This is a genomic window from Flavobacterium sp. DSR3-2 (genome assembly GCF_049896525.1).
GTDB lineage: Bacteria > Bacteroidota > Bacteroidia > Flavobacteriales > Flavobacteriaceae > Flavobacterium.
In genome coordinates this window covers 19,060-36,719 of the sequence record NZ_JAFCUM010000017.1, presented here as the reverse complement: position 1 = coordinate 36,719, position 17,660 = coordinate 19,060, and the positions used below count along the sequence as shown (strand labels likewise).

General features: G+C 35.4%; 16 protein-coding genes. 13 read left to right on the top strand and 3 right to left on the bottom strand.

The features are described from left to right. The first annotated feature begins 148 nt into the window (after window positions 1-148). The 5 genes from nusB (at window position 149) to ACP7AV_RS15910 (ending at window position 2,211) form a co-directional block, all read left to right on the top strand. A complete protein-coding gene (nusB, locus tag ACP7AV_RS15930) occupies window positions 149-1,060 on the top strand; it encodes a transcription antitermination factor NusB (protein ID WP_426092814.1) in 912 nt (303 codons plus the stop codon). 30 nt (window positions 1,061-1,090) lie between these two features. Further along, entirely contained in the window at window positions 1,091-1,363 is a 273-nt protein-coding gene (gene yajC / locus ACP7AV_RS15925) for a preprotein translocase subunit YajC (RefSeq protein ID WP_091208108.1), read from the top strand. 242 nt (window positions 1,364-1,605) lie between these two features. Then, a complete protein-coding gene (locus ACP7AV_RS15920) occupies window positions 1,606-1,971 on the top strand; it encodes a hypothetical protein (RefSeq protein ID WP_426092785.1) in 366 nt (121 codons plus the stop codon). 16 nt (window positions 1,972-1,987) lie between these two features. Beyond that, window positions 1,988-2,122: an IS3 family transposase gene (locus tag ACP7AV_RS15915; RefSeq protein ID WP_426092813.1), complete on the top strand. Its 135-nt coding sequence runs from the start codon at window positions 1,988-1,990 to the stop codon at window positions 2,120-2,122. Beyond that, on the top strand, window positions 2,119-2,211 hold the full coding sequence (locus ACP7AV_RS15910) for an IS3 family transposase (protein ID WP_426092812.1): 93 nt from the start codon (window positions 2,119-2,121) through the stop codon (window positions 2,209-2,211). Before ACP7AV_RS15915 ends, ACP7AV_RS15910 begins: the two co-directional genes overlap by 4 nt. Window positions 2,212-2,286: 75 nt before the next feature. Here the strand turns inward: ACP7AV_RS15910 and ACP7AV_RS15905 are convergent, their stop codons facing one another. Together ACP7AV_RS15905 and ACP7AV_RS15900 are read right to left on the bottom strand one after the other, a co-directional pair. After that, window positions 2,287-3,219, bottom strand: coding sequence for a peptidylprolyl isomerase (locus ACP7AV_RS15905; RefSeq protein ID WP_091208115.1), 933 nt, complete (start codon window positions 3,217-3,219; stop codon window positions 2,287-2,289). Window positions 3,220-3,382: 163 nt separating this feature from the next. Beyond that, window positions 3,383-3,919: a lipocalin family protein gene (locus ACP7AV_RS15900; protein ID WP_426092784.1), complete on the bottom strand. Its 537-nt coding sequence runs from the start codon at window positions 3,917-3,919 to the stop codon at window positions 3,383-3,385. Window positions 3,920-4,429: 510 nt separating this feature from the next. Between ACP7AV_RS15900 and trmD the strand changes: the two genes are divergently transcribed. The 6 genes from trmD to ACP7AV_RS15870 all read left to right on the top strand — a co-directional run bounded on the left by trmD (window position 4,430) and on the right by ACP7AV_RS15870 (window position 12,396). Then, the gene (gene trmD, locus ACP7AV_RS15895; RefSeq protein WP_426092783.1) at window positions 4,430-5,107 is read left to right on the top strand and encodes a tRNA (guanosine(37)-N1)-methyltransferase TrmD; all 678 of its coding nucleotides are present in this window, start codon (window positions 4,430-4,432) and stop codon (window positions 5,105-5,107) included. A 174-nt stretch (window positions 5,108-5,281) separates the two neighbouring features. Continuing rightward, the gene (gene rplS / locus ACP7AV_RS15890) at window positions 5,282-5,632 is read left to right on the top strand and encodes a 50S ribosomal protein L19 (RefSeq protein ID WP_073354306.1); all 351 of its coding nucleotides are present in this window, start codon (window positions 5,282-5,284) and stop codon (window positions 5,630-5,632) included. Between the two features lie 266 nt (window positions 5,633-5,898). Further along, a complete protein-coding gene (locus ACP7AV_RS15885; protein WP_426092782.1) occupies window positions 5,899-8,121 on the top strand; it encodes an NADP-dependent isocitrate dehydrogenase in 2,223 nt (740 codons plus the stop codon). 152 nt (window positions 8,122-8,273) lie between these two features. Continuing rightward, the gene (locus ACP7AV_RS15880; protein WP_426092781.1) at window positions 8,274-10,655 is read left to right on the top strand and encodes a TonB-dependent receptor; all 2,382 of its coding nucleotides are present in this window, start codon (window positions 8,274-8,276) and stop codon (window positions 10,653-10,655) included. Between the two features lie 41 nt (window positions 10,656-10,696). Further along, a complete protein-coding gene (locus ACP7AV_RS15875) occupies window positions 10,697-11,518 on the top strand; it encodes a DUF4249 domain-containing protein (protein WP_426092780.1) in 822 nt (273 codons plus the stop codon). Window positions 11,519-11,733: 215 nt separating this feature from the next. Further along, window positions 11,734-12,396 carry a thiamine diphosphokinase gene (locus ACP7AV_RS15870; protein ID WP_426092779.1) on the top strand — a complete coding sequence of 221 codons (663 nt, stop codon included), beginning with the start codon at window positions 11,734-11,736 and terminating at the stop codon, window positions 12,394-12,396. A gap of 3 nt (window positions 12,397-12,399) precedes the next feature. On the opposite strand, the gene ACP7AV_RS15865 is transcribed toward ACP7AV_RS15870, so the two are convergent. Next, window positions 12,400-13,176 (bottom strand): alpha/beta fold hydrolase, encoded by a 777-nt coding sequence (locus tag ACP7AV_RS15865; RefSeq protein WP_426092778.1) that lies wholly within the window; start codon window positions 13,174-13,176, stop codon window positions 12,400-12,402. Window positions 13,177-13,422: 246 nt separating this feature from the next. Between ACP7AV_RS15865 and rlmF the strand changes: the two genes are divergently transcribed. Both rlmF and ACP7AV_RS15855 read left to right on the top strand, forming a co-directional pair. Then, the gene (gene rlmF / locus ACP7AV_RS15860) at window positions 13,423-14,379 is read left to right on the top strand and encodes a 23S rRNA (adenine(1618)-N(6))-methyltransferase RlmF (RefSeq protein WP_426092777.1); all 957 of its coding nucleotides are present in this window, start codon (window positions 13,423-13,425) and stop codon (window positions 14,377-14,379) included. Window positions 14,380-14,597: 218 nt separating this feature from the next. Beyond that, window positions 14,598-17,642, top strand: a complete 3,045-nt coding sequence (locus ACP7AV_RS15855) for a TonB-dependent receptor (RefSeq protein WP_426092776.1) — start codon at window positions 14,598-14,600, stop codon at window positions 17,640-17,642. Window positions 17,643-17,660 lie beyond the last annotated feature (18 nt).

Here is a 17,660-nt window from a genome sequence, read left to right as displayed (position 1 = left end):
TATTTCCCGTCACTAAATACTGATTGCTGAATACTTTAAAATAAGCGATTATATATTTTATTTTAAAAAATGAAATACTTATTTTTGCACGCTAATTAATAAAAGTTCTTACAAGGTGGTAAACAGAAGACACATTCGCGTTAAAGTTATGCAATCCATTTATGCGATGCATCAAAGCGGTTCAGATAATCTGGAAAAAGAAGAAAAATTCCTTTTTTACAGTATCGACAATATTCAAGATTTATACCTGATAATGCTTTCCTCGCTGATTGAGATTTGTAAAACAGAAACTGTCTTTTTACATAAGTCAAGTTTGAAGCATCTTGCGACTCCCGAGGAACGTAAACCCAATGAAAAATTTGTAAAAAACAGGATTTTTCAAATTCTTTCCGAAAATAATTCATTAAGTATCGCGCTGGAAAATCGTAAAATCAATAATTGGACTTTAAATGACGATTATATTTTATTGCTTCTCAATGATATAAAAGCCAGTAAATTGTATTTGGAATACATGAGTAATCCACTAAATACTTTTGAGGAAGACCGACAGTTTATTGTTGATTTGTTCATGGATGTAATTGTTCCTAATGAAAAATTGTATGACTATCTGGAAGATGATAAGTTGACTTGGGTAGATGATATTCCGTTAGTAAATACGCATATCATCAAACAATTGAAAGCGATTAAATCTGGTGAAGATGATAATTTCAGAGTTCCAAAATTGTACAAAGACAATGAGGACAAAGACTTTGTTAAAGATTTATTTCGAAAAACAGTCTTAAATGAGAAGGAATTAGCGAAGGAATATGTTGATAAAACGCCAAATTGGGACAGCGATAGAATTGCTGAAATAGATACCATCATACTTAAAATGGCTATTTGTGAGTTCTTGAAATTCCCATCGATTCCTGTAAAAGTAACTCTTAACGAATATTTAGAGGTTGCCAAAGAATATTCTACTCCAAAAAGTAGTATTTTTATCAACGGAATTTTAGACAATTTAGTAAAAGAGCTTCAAACCAGCAAAAGAATTATAAAAGCCGGTCGTGGTTTAATGTAATAATTAACAAATAAAAAGAGAATTAAAATTATGGAACAATTAACTCAATTTGCACCGTTTATATTAATGTTTGTGGTGATCTATTTCTTTATGATCAGACCACAGCAAAAAAGAGCAAAAAACGAAAAAGAATTTGAAAGCACCTTAAAAGTAGGTGATAAAATCATAACTAAAAGTGGTCTTCACGGAAAAGTTTCTGAGCTTGCGGACACAACTGTTATTGTTGAAACGATGTCAGGAAAATTAAAAATGGAACGCTCTGCTATCTCTATGGAAATGAGTGCCGTTTTGAATAAAAAATAATTCTCGCTTTCAAGAATTAAAAAAGTCGCAATCTAATTGAACTGCCCCCAAAAAGTGATACACTATTTGGGGGCATTTTTATGGAAAGAAAAGTTAAGTGTGCTAATGCGTATAAGCTTGAATGTATAAAATTAGTGCTAGAAAAGCATTATTCTTGCAAACATGTTTCTATTGAAAAGGGTTTAGAAAGATCAAACCTTCATAAATGGACTGGATTTTATAAAGAATTATGAACCATTGTTTTGTTCCCTAGAAAGAATCAAAGTTATTGGTTAGATTTTAAATTAGAAGTACGAAAAGCCGTTGACAAAAACTCATTGTCTCTGAGGACCGCAAGTGTTAAGTTTAATATCCCTGATGCAGGTATAATTGCTAAAGGGAAGAAATATTTTGCCAATTTTGGTTTAGTAGCCTTACAACCAAAAACTAGGAGAAGACTAGAAACTATTTATGACAAAAAACGAAAAAAGCGAAAATCGGACAAAACAGTTACGAGAGCAGAAGAAATTCTTTTAGAGATTAAAGCACTGCGTTGTGAGAACGACTTGCTAAAAAATTTCTTAGCCTTAATTCAAGCAGAAGAGAAAGTCAGAAAGCGCAAGCCATAATAGAGTTAAGACATAAATTTGTCTTGAATTTACTTTTAAATCAAACCAAGTTTTTATTGAAAACTTCTTTGGAATACTAAAATCAGAATTGTTTTACCTACGAAAATTTGCAAGTTTAGATGAACTAAAACGGGAAATTAAAAAAATATAGACTATTTCAATAGGGTAAGAATTAAGTCAAATATAAACAAAATGAGCCCGATAAAATATCGAGCTCACAATTATCAAAATTACTTATAAATTTGTCCAAACAGTTAGAGGCGGTCCATACATTTTGGGATTTTTAAATTTTATAAGACCTATAATTTTTTTAGACTATTTGACATCCATTAATTCTACGTCAAAAATCAAAGTGGCATTTGGTGGAATTGCTCCTCCAGCACCACGAGATCCATATCCTAAATCAGATGGAATCACAAAACGCGCTTTGTCACCTACGCGCAACAACGCAATTCCTTCATCCCAACCTTCAATAACCTGACCTTGACCCAATTTGAATTCGATTGGTTTTTTTCTTGGATACGACGAATCAAAAACTTTTCCGTTCTCTAATGAACCTTCATAATGCACAGACACTGTTTTTCCGCTTTCTGCTTTTTTACCTTCACCTCTTTGGATGAATTGGTAACGCAAACCGCTTTCTGTTTTTTCAAAACCAGCTGCTAATTTTTCCATCGCTGCTTCAACTTCTGCTTTCAAAGACGCATCACGTTTGTTGCGAGATCCTTTGAAAGTGATGAAAGCTTCAATTGCATTCCAGTTTTTAGCTTCTTCTCCTTCTCTGATGATTTCCAAAGATTCTAAAACATCTCCTTGCTCTACAGCATCTACCACGTCCTGACCTTCAACAACATGACCAAAAACAGTATGTTTGTTATCCAACCAATCTGTTGGAATGTGCGTAATGTAAAATTGAGAACCGTTTGTTCCAGGTCCAGAATTAGCCATTGCCAAAACTCCCGGACGGTCGTGTTTCAAGCTTGGGTGAAATTCATCATCAAATTTATATCCTGGATCTCCAGTTCCTGTTCCTTGTGGACAACCTCCTTGAATCATGAAGTTAGGAATTACTCTGTGGAATTTTAATCCGTCATAAAATTTAACTCCTTGCGGTTTTACTTTATTTTCTAAGTTTCCTTCAGCCAATCCTACGAAGTTTCCAACTGTTCCTGGAGTCAAATCGTGTGCTAATTTTACTAAAATAGCACCTTTAGTAGTGTTGAATTTAGCATATATTCCGTTTTCCATTTTTATTTAATTTTTGTTAAAGCGCAAATTTACGAATTAAATTAGACAATTTGAAAATTCTCCCTAAATGGATTCAGTTAATTGAAGTCCATTTTTTAATCATTATGGTGCTCTATTAAGGCAAAAAAGCGCTGTAAATGATTCCCTTTTCTAATTATAGAAACTAATTGTGTTTTACCCAAATTAGTTTATAAGTATTGTAGCCAAGATCTTTTGCCGTTTTTAGATAGGCTTCTTTTATATCATTAGGCATTGTTTTTTCCCGCGAGAGCAGCCACAAGTATTTAAGACTTTCACCTGCAACTAAAGCGTACTTATAATCAGAATCGAGCGCAATAATGTTATATCCTGAATAAAATGGCCCAAAAAAGGAAACTTTTAATTTTCCTTCATTTGAATTACCTGCAAACTTCACTTTACCTGTAGATGATACATACTTGTTCTTTATGTAATTATACCCTCGGTTTACCACTTTGATACTTCCATCCTCGTTTAGTGAATATTCAGCGGTTGTATTGTTTAAGTTTTTTTCAAAAACAAAATCCAACCGTGCAATTTCGTACCAGTTGCCTAAGTATTTATCTTTATCAAAATCTTGAACTGTCCTTAATCCTTTAGGCAAAGAGTTGCAGGAGTTCATTACCAACAGGCTTGCCGAGAGCAACGTTAGACTCCCTAAAACTAAAATTTTATTTTTCATGATCTTTCATTGAATATCAAAATTCTGAAATAAAAAATTGTAAATCAATACAATTTAGAATACTTTGGGATTTGCTAAAAAAATAAACACAAAACTAACTTCTAATTGATTAAATTCTTTGTCACAAAAACTCAAATCTATTATTAGAGAAAGAGGGATGGGATCTAAGTTACTAGTATATAATTGTTTACTTATTTTGGATAACAGATAATTATAGCTTACCACTCAGGGCATTTCTAATAAAAGATGGTTTCCTTTGTCAGAATCATTGTTTGATGTGTATTTTACTGAAATTTTTGGTGTTCTTAAACCTACCTAATTCCACAAAAATCCTAGCCCAGATGGAAGTGAAAATCCTTTTTATGCGCCTTTTCGGCGGATAAAAAGATTGAAGCGAACAGCTGGAAATAGCTCCAAAAGAAAAATTTAATCGTTGATTTGGTTATTTGGTTATCTGAAAACCTAAGCAACTTTGTACCTTTGCGGCTCAGAACCTTTTTAATAAAAATTATGCGCATCGATATTGTTACCGTTCTACCAGAATTATTGCGAAGTCCGTTTGAGGCTTCGATTATGAAACGTGCTATTGACAAAGGATTAGTGGAAGTTCATTTTCATAATCTGCGGGATTACACGACCAACAGGCAGAAAAGCGTGGATGATTATCCATATGGCGGTGGTGCCGGAATGGTAATGACGGTGCAGCCTATTGATGCTTGCATCACCCATTTGAAAAGCGAAAGAGCCTATGACGAAATCATTTATATGTCGCCGGACGGGGAAACCCTGAACCAGAAAATGGCAAATACGATGTCGATGTACGAAAATATTATTATCCTTTGCGGTCATTATAAAGGTGTCGATCAGCGGGTACGCGACCATTTTATTACTAAAGAAATCTCTATTGGTGATTATGTGTTGTCTGGCGGCGAATTAGGAGCTTTGGTGTTATCGGATGCATTAATCCGATTGATTCCGGGAGTTTTAAGCGATGAAACCTCAGCGTTGACGGATAGTTTTCAGGATGGATTATTGTCAGGCCCTATTTACACTCGCCCGGCAGATTACAACGGATGGAAAGTTCCGGAGGTTTTGACCAGCGGGAATTTTGCCAAAATTGACAAATGGCGTGACGATATGGCCTATGAGCACACAAAGAATAGAAGACCCGATTTACTGGAGGAGTAAAACTTTTATAAATGTTATATTTTAAATTCTAAATGACTCATTATTAGGATTCAAATAATTCATAATTTATAATTTATAATTCAAAATAATTACATACTTTTGCGCCCACATTAGTTTAACCTCTGGCGAGATCCGTGAATGTTGATTTGATGCAAACCATAATTAAAAAATATCATGGCAGATTTAATGAAATTCGTTCAAGACGAATTCGTAACAAGAAAAGAATTCCCAGTTTTTGCAGCTGGAGACACTATCACTGTTTACTACGAAATTAGAGAGGGTGAAAAAACGAGAACACAGTTTTTTAAAGGAGTTGTTATTCAAAGAAGAGGTTCTGCTAATACAGAAACTTTCACAATTCGTAAAATGTCTGGTGCTATTGGAGTTGAGCGTATCTTCCCAGTAAACTTACCAGCTTTACAAAAAATTGAAATCAATAAGAAAGGTGCTGTACGTAGAGCGAGAATTTTCTACTTCAGAGAACTTACCGGTAAAAAAGCTAAGATTAAAGACAAAAGAAGATAGTCAACTAATTTTTTACTATAAAAGTCCCAACAGTGTTGGGACTTTTTTTTTGTCTACTATTTTCCTTATAAATTCCTAATTTAGGATTAATGAAGCTCTAAAACTAACAATATAAGAATAACAAGTTCGTAATCTTAAAATTCATGTTTTTCTAGGCCAAATCCACCTTCTATTACATCTGATTTTCATATATTTGTCCGCCTTATTTTAAGTGAAACACCTTATATAAGATACTTTTAACGTGATTCGATTATAAAAATAAAAAAATGACACAGAAATCAAAAATTTTTTACACGCTTACTGATGAAGCGCCTTTATTGGCAACTCATTCATTTTTACCTATTGTTAAAGCATTTACAGCAACATCTGACATTGAGATTGAAACTAGAGATATTTCTTTAGCAGCAAGAATTTTGTCCAATTTTCCGGAGTTTTTGACGGAAGACCAAAAAACAGGTGATGCTTTGTTAGAACTAGGGCAATTAGCCACAACACCAGAAGCTAACATAATAAAATTACCAAATGTTTCAGCGTCTTTTCCTCAACTGAAAGCGGCTATTGCTGAATTACAATCTCATGGATATAATTTACCTGACTTCCCAGAAGAACCGCGAAACGAGACTGAGACTAATATTAAAGCTAAATATTCTAAAATATTAGGTTCTGCCGTTAATCCTGTTTTACGTGAAGGAAACTCTGATCGTAGAGCTCCTAAGGCAGTAAAAAACTACGCTAAAGCAAATCCACATTCGATGGGTGCTTGGTCTGCTGACTCAAAAACACACGTTGCTTCTATGGAAAGCGGCGATTTTTACGGAAGTGAAAAATCAATAACAGTCGCTAACGCTACTGATGTAAAAATCGAATTCGTTGCTAAAGATGGTTCCACTACTGTTTTGAAAGCGAGTACTCCACTTAAATCAGGAGAAATAATTGACAGTTCAGTAATGAACTTGAAAGCGCTAAAAATTTTTATTGCCAAAACAATTGCAGAAGCAAAAAAATTAAACGTTCTACTTTCAGTTCACTTGAAAGCGACAATGATGAAAGTTTCTGATCCAATTATTTTTGGAGCTGTCGTAGAGGTTTATTTTGCAACTGTTTTCGAAAAATACGTGGCCTTATTTGACGAATTGAACATTGATACCAGAAACGGATTGGGTGATGTATATTCAAAAATTGCAGGACATCCGATGCAAGCTGAAATAGAAGCTGCATTAAACCAAGCAATCGATAATGGACCAGCATTAGCAATGGTAAATTCTGAGAAAGGAATTACCAATCTGCATGTTCCTTCGGATGTGATTGTGGATGCATCCATGCCAGCTATGATTCGTACTTCGGGAAAGATGCACAATAAAGATGGTAAACTTCAAGATATCATCGCTCTTATACCTGACAGATGTTATGCCGGCGTCTATACTGCGACAATTGATTTTTGTAAAAAAAATGGTGCTTTTGACCCCACAACAATGGGAAGTGTACCAAACGTAGGTTTGATGGCACAAAAAGCAGAAGAGTACGGTTCACATGACAAAACATTCCAAATGACAGCTGACGGAATGGTGCGCGTTGTAGATACTAACGGAAACGTTTTGATGGAACAAGCTGTTGAAGCTAAAGATATTTTCAGAATGTGTCAGGCAAAAGATGCCCCGATTCAAGACTGGATCAAATTAGCTGTAAACAGAGCACGTCTGTCTAATACTCCGGCCATTTTCTGGTTGGATAATAATAGAGCACACGACAGAGCACTTATTGAAAAAGTTACAAAATATTTAAAAGACCACGATACTACCGGTTTAGATATTCAAATCTTAAATCCTATTGAAGCGACAAACTTCACATTAGAAAGAATTGTTAAAGGATTGGACACTATTTCAGTAACAGGAAACGTTTTACGTGATTATTTGACGGATTTATTCCCAATTTTAGAAGTGGGAACATCTGCAAAAATGCTATCTATCGTTCCATTGATGAATGGTGGTGGTTTGTTTGAAACTGGTGCCGGCGGATCAGCTCCAAAACACGTAGAGCAATTTACGGCAGAAGGTTATTTACGTTGGGATTCTCTTGGCGAATTCTTGGCATTAGGTGCTTCATTAGAGCATTTAGGACAAACATTACACAATTCTAAAGCAATTGTTTTAGCTGAAACTCTTGATGTTGCTACAGAGAAATTCTTGGCAAATGACAAATCACCCGCACGTAAACTTGGGGGAATTGACAACCGTGGTTCTCATTTTTACTTAGCTATGTATTGGGCAGAAGCCTTGGCAACGCAAGACAAAGAACCTGCTTTGAAAGCTATCTTCACTCCTATTGCAGCCGAATTTGCAGCAAACGAAGCCAAAATCAATACCGAGTTAATTGCAGCGCAAGGAAAACCACAAGATATCGGCGGCCATTACCAACCAAATCCTAAATTAACAGACAAAGCAATGCGTCCAAGCGAGACTTTCAATGCTATATTGGCAAAAATCGCTTAATTAACTGCTTTACAATTTTAATAATACTATGAAAAAGACAACTGGAAACAGTTGTCTTTTTTTATATTAGCAATTCCTTAACATCTGTTATATACCAATTTAAATTCTATTTAATGTAATTTGCATATTTTCATTTCGATAAAATCTAAACAATGACTCCAAAGAAAATTATTACCTTTTTAGTTGTATTATTATCCTCGTTTTCCTCTTTCTCCCAAGAGAAATATACGCTAAGCGGAACTATTATTGACGTTAACAGTAATGAAACTTTAATAGGTGTCAATGTTGTAATTCCACAACTTAAAACTGGGGTAACCACCAATGAATATGGGTTTTATTCCATTACTGTACCACAGGGGACATACAGTGTACAAATAAGTTATCTGGGCTATCAAACCATTGAAGAATCAATAAACCTGAACCAAAACATAAAAAATAATTTCAATTTATATAGTAATGAAACCGCTTTGAAAGAAGTAGTCATTACTGACAATAAAACAAAAACTGACATCAAAAAACCCGAAATGAGCGTCAATAAACTCTCTATTTCTGCTATTAAAAAAATGCCCGTTGTTTTGGGTGAAGTCGATGTTCTAAAATCTATTTTATTACTGCCCGGAGTTACTAATGCTGGTGAAGGTGCATCAGGCTTTAATGTTCGTGGTGGTGGTGCCGACCAAAATTTGATTCTCTTGGACGAGGCAACGATCTTTAATTCCTCACATGTTTTTGGTTTTTTCTCTGTTTTTAATCCGGATGCTATCAAAGATCTAAAGCTGTATAAAGGGGGAATTCCAGCTCGTTATGGAGGCAGAGCGTCTTCTGTTTTAGATATTTATCAAAAAGACGGTAACAGCAAAGGTTTTCATGTCAATGGAGGAATCGGATTAATTTCCAGCAGAATTTTGGTCGAAGGGCCATTGGTTAAAGACAAAGGTTCCTTCCTTATTGGCGGCAGAAGTTCCTACGCGCATTTATTCCTGAAACTATCCGAAGAACAAAAAAACAATACCGCTTATTTTTATGATTTAAACACCAAATTAAGCTACAAATTAGATTCAAACAACAGTCTTTATTTATCCGGTTATTTTGGGCGTGATGTTTTCAGCCTGAACAAAAGCTTTACCAATATTTATGGAAATGCGACCGTAAACCTGCGTTGGAATCACTTGTTTTCTGAAAAATTATTTTCGAATTTATCGCTCATTTACAGTGATTATTATTACGGTTTAGATTTGGATTTTATAGGTTTCAAATGGGATTCCGGCATTAGAAACTATAATATCAAATACGATTTCAAGAATTATATTTCGGATAAATTCAAATTAAATTACGGTGTAAACGGAATTTATTACGAGTTCAATCCTGGAACTATCAAGCCATCTGATGTTAATTCCGGAATAAATTTTGATCAATTGGACAAAAAATATGCTTTTGAACCCGCACTTTACATCAATGCTGATCAGGAAATATCCGATAAAATAGCACTTTCATACGGGCTTCGTTACAGTATGTTTTACCGTTTAGGACAATCTACCGTGAATATTTATAAAGATGACAATCCTGTAACGTTCAATTCGGAACTACAGATTTATGAAAAAGCAACTCCAATTGGCACAAAGTTTTATGACAGAAATAAAGTCATGCAAAGCTATAATTACTTGGAACCACGTTTTTCATTAGCCTACCAAATCAACGATGACCAATCCTTCAAAGCGAGCTACAACAGAATGGTGCAGTATTTACAACTCATTTCGAACACCTCATCGCCTACTCCACTCGATGTATGGACGCCAAGTGACCGTTTTATAAAACCTCAAATTGCTGACCAGGTAGCTTTGGGATATTTCAAAAACTTCGAAGAAGGAATGTATTCCCTCGAGGTAGAAACGTATTATAAAGAAGTGCAAAACCGATTGGATTACATTGACGGCGCCAATTTGATTGCCAACAAAGCCATTGAACAAATTATCCTGAACGGGCAATTAAGATCCTACGGTTTAGAAATTATGTTCCGAAAAAACGAAGGAAAATTTAACGGATGGATTTCATATACATTATCCAAATCCGAGCAACAAACTCCGGGAAGAACCCCGATAGAAACTGGAATAAACAACGGGCAATGGTACAATTCAGTATATGACAAATTGCACAATATTGCGATAACGTCTTCTTATAATTTGAATGAAAAATGGTCTTTTGGAGCTAATTTTGCGCTGCAAACCGGGCAACCGGTAACGTATCCCGTTGGGCAATATGACTACTTAGGAATCAATGTACCCAGCTATGGATTAAGAAATGAAAATCGACTTCCGGCTTACCACCACCTGGACATTGCCGCGACATTGACTCCCAAAAGCGACAAAGACCGCCAATGGAAAGGGGAATGGGTTTTCAGCATTTACAATTTGTACAATCGGAAAAATGCCGCTTCCATCAATTTCAGACAAAATATTGATACCGGGAGTAATGAAGCTGTAAAAACTTCAATTTTCGGTATTGTTCCTGCAGTGAGTTATAACTTTAAATTTTAATGGTAGCAATCAGTAAGAGCACAAAATAAAACAATGAAAACATGAAAAAAATAATAGTCTCCCTAATATTTATCATCGCCGTTTTTTCGGCAAGTTGCGAAGATGTAGTCGAAGTAGATTTAGACAATGCACCACCAAAACTGGTTATTGAAGCAGCAATTAATTGGAAAAAAGGAACTTCAGGAAATCAACAAAAAATAAAACTCACCACTACAACCAGTTTTTATAGTACTGAAATTCCAAAAGTTTCCGGAGCAACAGTTTCCATAAAAAACAGTACCAATGTTGTTTTCAATTTTATAGAAATCCTAAAAACAGGCGAATACAGTTGCGCTACTTTTATTCCGGTCATTAACGAAACCTACACGTTAACCGTTATCAGAAATGGCAATACCTACACCGCTGTTGAAACATTGAAACCAGTTGCGACAATAACTAAAATTGTTCAAAACAATAAAGGCGGTTTCACAGGAACAGATATAGAAATTAAAACATTTTATCAAGATCCAACGGGTGAAAGCAATTATTACCTCTACAAATATTTATACTCGAACCAAGTGAAATTAAACTTTTATGTGGACCTAGACGAGTTTTTTAACGGAAACGAATTCTTTAGTATCTCGCAAAATGACGAGTTAAAAAAAGGTGATAAAATTGAAATAAGCCACTTCGGAATTTCTAAAGCCTATTACAATTACATGAGTGTTTTGGTGAGTATTGCAGGAAATAATGGCGGTGGACCGTTTCAATCTCCACCTGCAACTGTGAGAGGAAATATTATCAACACCACCGATGCGGCGAATTATCCTTTGGGCTATTTCTCCCTCAGTGAAGTTGCTATTAGAAATTACACTATTGAATAATTAGGAGCTAATCCAGCTGTTCATTACAACCAAAAAACAGGTTCTAAACAGTTTTCCAGTCCATATAAGGAGCTTCCTTTGGTCGCTCTTTTACCGTCGGAAAACTAAAGTTTACAACCTGTTTTGGTTTTCATTGCCATCCGGGCTAGTACGTGAGAGATAAAACGAGAACTTTTATTTACTTTTGCATCATAATTTATAATTCATCATTAAGTATGTCTTCACACCATATCGTTCGGGACGACCAAGAACCTGCTTTAATTATTGCCAATGGTGCCTCCTGTAATCCGGAACTGTTGGGCCAGTTATTGGAATGGTCGCCGCTTGTAGTCGTATTAGATTCGGCTATGGTTCGTGTCATGGAATTAGATATCAAAGTCGATGTGCTTTTAGGAGATTTCGACAGAGGATTTGATCCTGAAATTTATAAAACCTCACAGTACCCCATCGAAATCATTCATACGCCAGATCAAAATAAAACCGATTTAGAGAAGGCTTTTGACTATTTAATCGAAAGAAAAATTCCTGCAGTCAATGTTGTTTGGGCCACGGGACGTAGAGCCGATCATACGATTACCAATCTGACCAACATTACACGATACAGAAATCTATTGAAAATTGTCATTCTGGACGATCATTCAAAAGTGTTTTTATTGCCTAAGAAATTCGAAAAATGGTACACGGCAGACACCCCCATTTCATTAATTCCCATCGGTCATGTGACTGGAATACATTCGAATAATTTATATTACCCATTGAAAGATGATAGTTTGACCATTGGTTACAGAACTGGAAGCAGTAATCATGTCATCAACGACGGCATTGTGACAATCGAACATAACGAAGGCGATTTATTGATGATGGAATGCTTGGATTAGCATTTATTGAATATTCAACAATGCGTTTCTCACAATTTCATAATGGCTCCAGGGAATAAAATGATTCGCTTTTTCGATAGTTATTGTATCAATTGATTTTGCATTGACAAACATTTTTTTCATGAAGGCAACATTGCTGTACGGCACCAAAGCGTCTTTTGTTCCGTGAATAATGGTAACATCGCAAGTAATCTTTTTCAACTCTGGTTCTAAAGCGACCAAATCCTGTTTCAGCCACCACAATTCATCATTGGAAGGTCGTAATGCTCCGGGAATCAGATACCGCAAAGGTGATGTTTTGATAACGGTTCTCCATTTCTCTGGGTTTTCAGCTTTCGGGTCCAATGAGCCTGACACTATCACCAATCGTTTATACCAAGACGGATTATCTACGGCTAACTGAGCCACAACTGGGCCACCAACGGAATGTCCCACCAAAATTAGCGGCTTTTTATTATCTATTTTTTTTATAAACTCAGATATTCTTTGAGACTGTACCCTTAAATTTTGAGCGTCACCAAAATCACTGTAACCAAAACCCGGACGGTCTATGGCAATCATTCGGTATTTTTTCAGTAACAAACTGTCTTTAAGATATTCTTTGAAAGCATTCCAACTTCCCGGCGAACCGTGTACAAAAAACAAAGTTGGATTTTGAATAGTTCCCGTTTCTACATAATGAATTTTATAACCATCAAAATCCATTGTTTTATCCTGAAATTCTGTTTTAGATGCAGCGAAAAATTTTGTTGTTTCTTTATTAGAAAATCGCATCGTCATACAGGACTGACATAGTAAGAAATATAAAAAAATTAAACAGTAAACTATGTATCTCTTTTTAAAATGAAATGAAGCGGGCATAAAAGTCATGCTATTTGTATTTTTTATAAAAGTAACCGTTTTTTGTTTTCGAAAAAACGGCAACAGTATAATTTTATGATTATTTTTTCACCTGTTTAATGGGTCTTAGTGGCCTTTAGCAATTTACAAAATAGGAATCGCTATCTTTGCACCGAAATATAGAAAATGAAACCGAAAACGATTACCGAAAAGACTAATTTACATCCTAGAAATCTTGACAGATTTGGATATGATTTTGAGCAGTTAATAGAAAAATCTCCTGAATTAAAAACTTTTGTTTCTGTCAATGAATATAAAATTGAGACCATCGATTTTAGCAACCCTGATGCGGTAAAGTCACTTAACAAAGCATTATTATTATCCCATTATGACATTCAAAACTGGGATATTCCTAAAAATTATCTTTGTCCGCCCATTCCGGGAAGAGCGGATTATATTCACTATTTAGCGGATTTATTAGCTTCAAGCAACAACAGAATCATTCCTGAAGGGGAAACTGTTCAAGGTTTAGATATTGGTGTCGGTGCCAATTGCATTTATCCTATAATTGGTAATTCAGCGTACGGATGGAGTTTTGTAGGAACTGATACTGATTTAAAAGCAATTGAAAATTGCAGTGCGATCATTGAAGATAATCCAAAACTAATTGATGCGATAAGTTTACAACAACAAACGGAATCGCGTTTTATTTTTAAAAATATAATCACTCCCGAAGACAAGTTTACATTCACTATTTGCAATCCTCCTTTTCATGCCTCACAGGATGAAGCCACGAAAAGTACGGTAAGAAAAATCAATAATTTAGAATCCCGTAGCGCCGGGAGCAAAGTAATTAAACCTGTTTTAAATTTTGGTGGCCATAATGCTGAATTATGGTGTGAAGGTGGTGAATTAGGTTTCGTTACCCAGATGATTTTCGAAAGTGCAAAATATCCGATGCAATGTTTATGGTTCACAACTTTAGTTTCTAAAAAAGAGAATCTTTCCAGTCTTTACAAGACATTAAACAAAGTAAGTGCTGTCCAAATTAAAACAATTGACATGGCTCAAGGCCAAAAAAATAGCCGAATTGTAGCCTGGACATTTTTGAGTGAAGTACAGCAAAAAGCGTGGAAATTTTAGGCGAAAATTTTCATACTCATTATTATTGCTTATTCTCACAAATTATCCACCAAGCAAAAATTTTTTATATTTCCAAAAAACAAACAAATCATTTTATATTTGTTGTTAAATAATCCAAAAAAAATGTCAATACCTCAATTAATAATTTTAGTAATTATTTTATAAAAATTAACGTTATTTTAGTAGTAATTTAGCCGTTACAACCTAAAAAACCAAAAATGAAAAAATTATTTTTTATTCTGAGCTTTCTTTTTGCGGCAGGATTAACTGCCCAAGAAATGAAAGTTTCGGGAGTCGTAACTGATGAGTCTAATGCTACCTTACCAGGAACAACTGTACTCTTAAAAGGGACTTCCAGAGGCACAACTACAGATGCTGACGGTAAGTTTACAATCACTGCAAAAACAGGGGATGTTTTACAATTTTCGTATGTAGGACTTGAAACGAAATCGGTGACTGTAACAGGAATTACGTTAAACGTTATTTTAACGGGAAGCGGAGAAACCCTTCAAGATGTTGTTGTACTAGGTTCTAGAAATCCTACCAGAACAGTAACAGAATCTGCTGTACCAATTGATGTGATTTCTATGAAAGACATTGCTTCTCAAGGACCACAAGTCAACTTAAATCAAATTTTGAACATGGTTGCGCCATCGTTTACATCAAATACTACAACTGTAGCGGATGGTACGGATCACATTGATCCCGCACAATTAAGAGGTTTAGGTCCTGATCAGGTGTTGGTTTTAATAAACGGAAAGAGAAGACATACTTCTTCTTTAGTAAATATTAATGGTTCTCCTGGAAGAGGATCTGTTGGAACAGATTTAAATGCAATTCCTGCTTTTGCAATCGAAAAAATCGAAGTATTGAGAGATGGTGCTTCAGCACAATATGGTTCTGATGCTATTGCAGGTGTAATCAACATTAACGTCAAGAAAAATACCAATAAATTAGATGTTGCCCTTTTTGGAGGAGGAAATCTTTCAAAAGGAGCCAATGATCATAATGGTGGTATTGACGGTGCTAATTACCAATTAGACTTAAATTACGGAACTGGTCTTGGCAAAGAGAAAAGCTTTATTAATGCAACTGCCAGTTTTCAACTTAGAGATGCTACTAGCCGAGCTAAAGATGTGACCGGTAATTTATTTAATGCCTATAATGCTGTTGAACAAAGAGCTGCTGAAGCTGGAACAAATATTAATGCTCTTTTTGGAAACATAAATAATACTCCAAATACGGCACAAATACTTACCACAATAAAACAATATGCTCCTACAGTGGGTTATTTTACAGCAGCGCAACAAACTGCTATCACTGGTGCTGCTACTATTTCTCAAATGCAAACTGCATTAAATTTTGATGCAACTGCCGGAGAGTTAGCGTATCGAGGTCTTGAAAGAAGAAATTTCAACATGAGAGTAGGACAATCTTCCTTAAAAAGTGCTCAATTCTTTTTGAATGCCGCCTATCCAATTACTGACAAATTAGAAGCGTATGCTTTCGGAGGAACTAGTTATAGAGATGGTGAAGCTGCAGGTTTTTACAGAAGACCAAATCAAGCCCGATCATATACAGGATTGTATCCAAACGGATTTTTACCGGAAATACATTCAACAATCAACGACGTCTCCATTGCAGCCGGTCTTAGAGGTATGATTTTCGAAAATTGGAATTTTGACTTAAGTAACACTTTTGGAAGAAATGCTTTTGATTACGGAGTTGAGAATACAGTGAATGCCTCTTTAAGAGAAAAGTCTCCAACTGAATTTGATGCCGGTGGTTTGGCTTTCGCCCAAAACACAACAAATTTTGACATGAACAGAAAATTTGATGTTCTTGAAGGATTAAACGTTGCTTTTGGCGCAGAATATCGTCATGAAAACTTCGCTATCAATGCAGGTCAGCCGGAATCTTATAATTTATATGACATTAACGGAGGAGTAGTTACAGGAACAACAGCGTCAAATATTAGAGTGACAGACTTTTTTGGTTCTGCAAGACCAAATGGCTCTCAAGTATTTCCTGGTTTCCGCCCTGCAAATGCAATTGACAAAGACCGTAATAGTGTTGCCGTTTATACCGATTTAGAACTAGACGTTACTGACAAATGGCTAGTAAATGGAGCCGTTCGTTTTGAGAACTATTCGGATTTTGGAAATACTACTAATTTCAAAGTAGCGACTCGTTATAAAGTAACAGAAAATATCAATTTACGCGGCGCTGTTTCAACTGGATTTAGAGCACCTTCATTACACCAAATCTATTTCAATTCAACTGCTACACAATTTGTGGGCGGTGTACCATTTGAGGTTGGAACTTTCAGTAATGATTCGCAAGCAGCACAATTGCTAGGAATTCCTAAATTGAAACAGGAAGAATCTCAAAGTGCCAGCATTGGTTTTACAGCTAAAATACCAACTGCAAATTTAACATTGACAGCCGATGCTTACATTGTAAAAATAGCGGACAGAGTAGTGCTTACTGATCAATTTTCAAGACCGGGTGGGACTCCTGCCGCAGGGTCTCCAAATGCAATTTTGAATGCATTATTTGATACAGCCGGAGCAACTGCTGCAACTTTCTTTGCTAATGCGATTGACACGGAATCAAAAGGAATTGATATTGTAATAAGTCATAAAACAAGTTTTGGAAATAATGTTTCTCTGAAAACAGATCTGTCAGGAACTTTTTCAAATACCTACAGAGTGGGAGATATTCACGCTTCTCCAGTTTTAGCAGCTGCCGGTCAGATAAACAGATACTATTCTGAAGCAAGTAGAGTGTACTTACAAGAAGCAATTCCAAGAGTTAAAGCTAATTTGACTAATTCGATTAGCTACAAAAAATTCGATTTCTTCTTGAGAAATGTTTATTTTGGTAAAGTTACTGATCCAAATACAGCAGACGTAAACGGAGATGGAAGAGTTGAAGGTATTATAATAAACGGTCAAGCGGTAGAGATTGAGCACCCGATCTGGGGCGCTAAAATAATTACGGATTTATCTGTTGGTTTCAAAATTACTGATGCTGCAAAAATAGTTATTGGAGCAAATAATATTTTTGACATATATCCGGATATGAATCTTGGAACGCAAACTGCAATTAGACCAAGATTAGTATCAGGAGCTATCAATTACACAGCGGCGCCATCGACAATAGATTTATCCAATGCAAATCAATTTATATATTCAAGAAACACCTCTCAATTTGGTCAAAACGGTCGTTTTGTTTTCGCCAGATTAAGCTTCAGTTTTTAGAAAAACATCTTTTATACA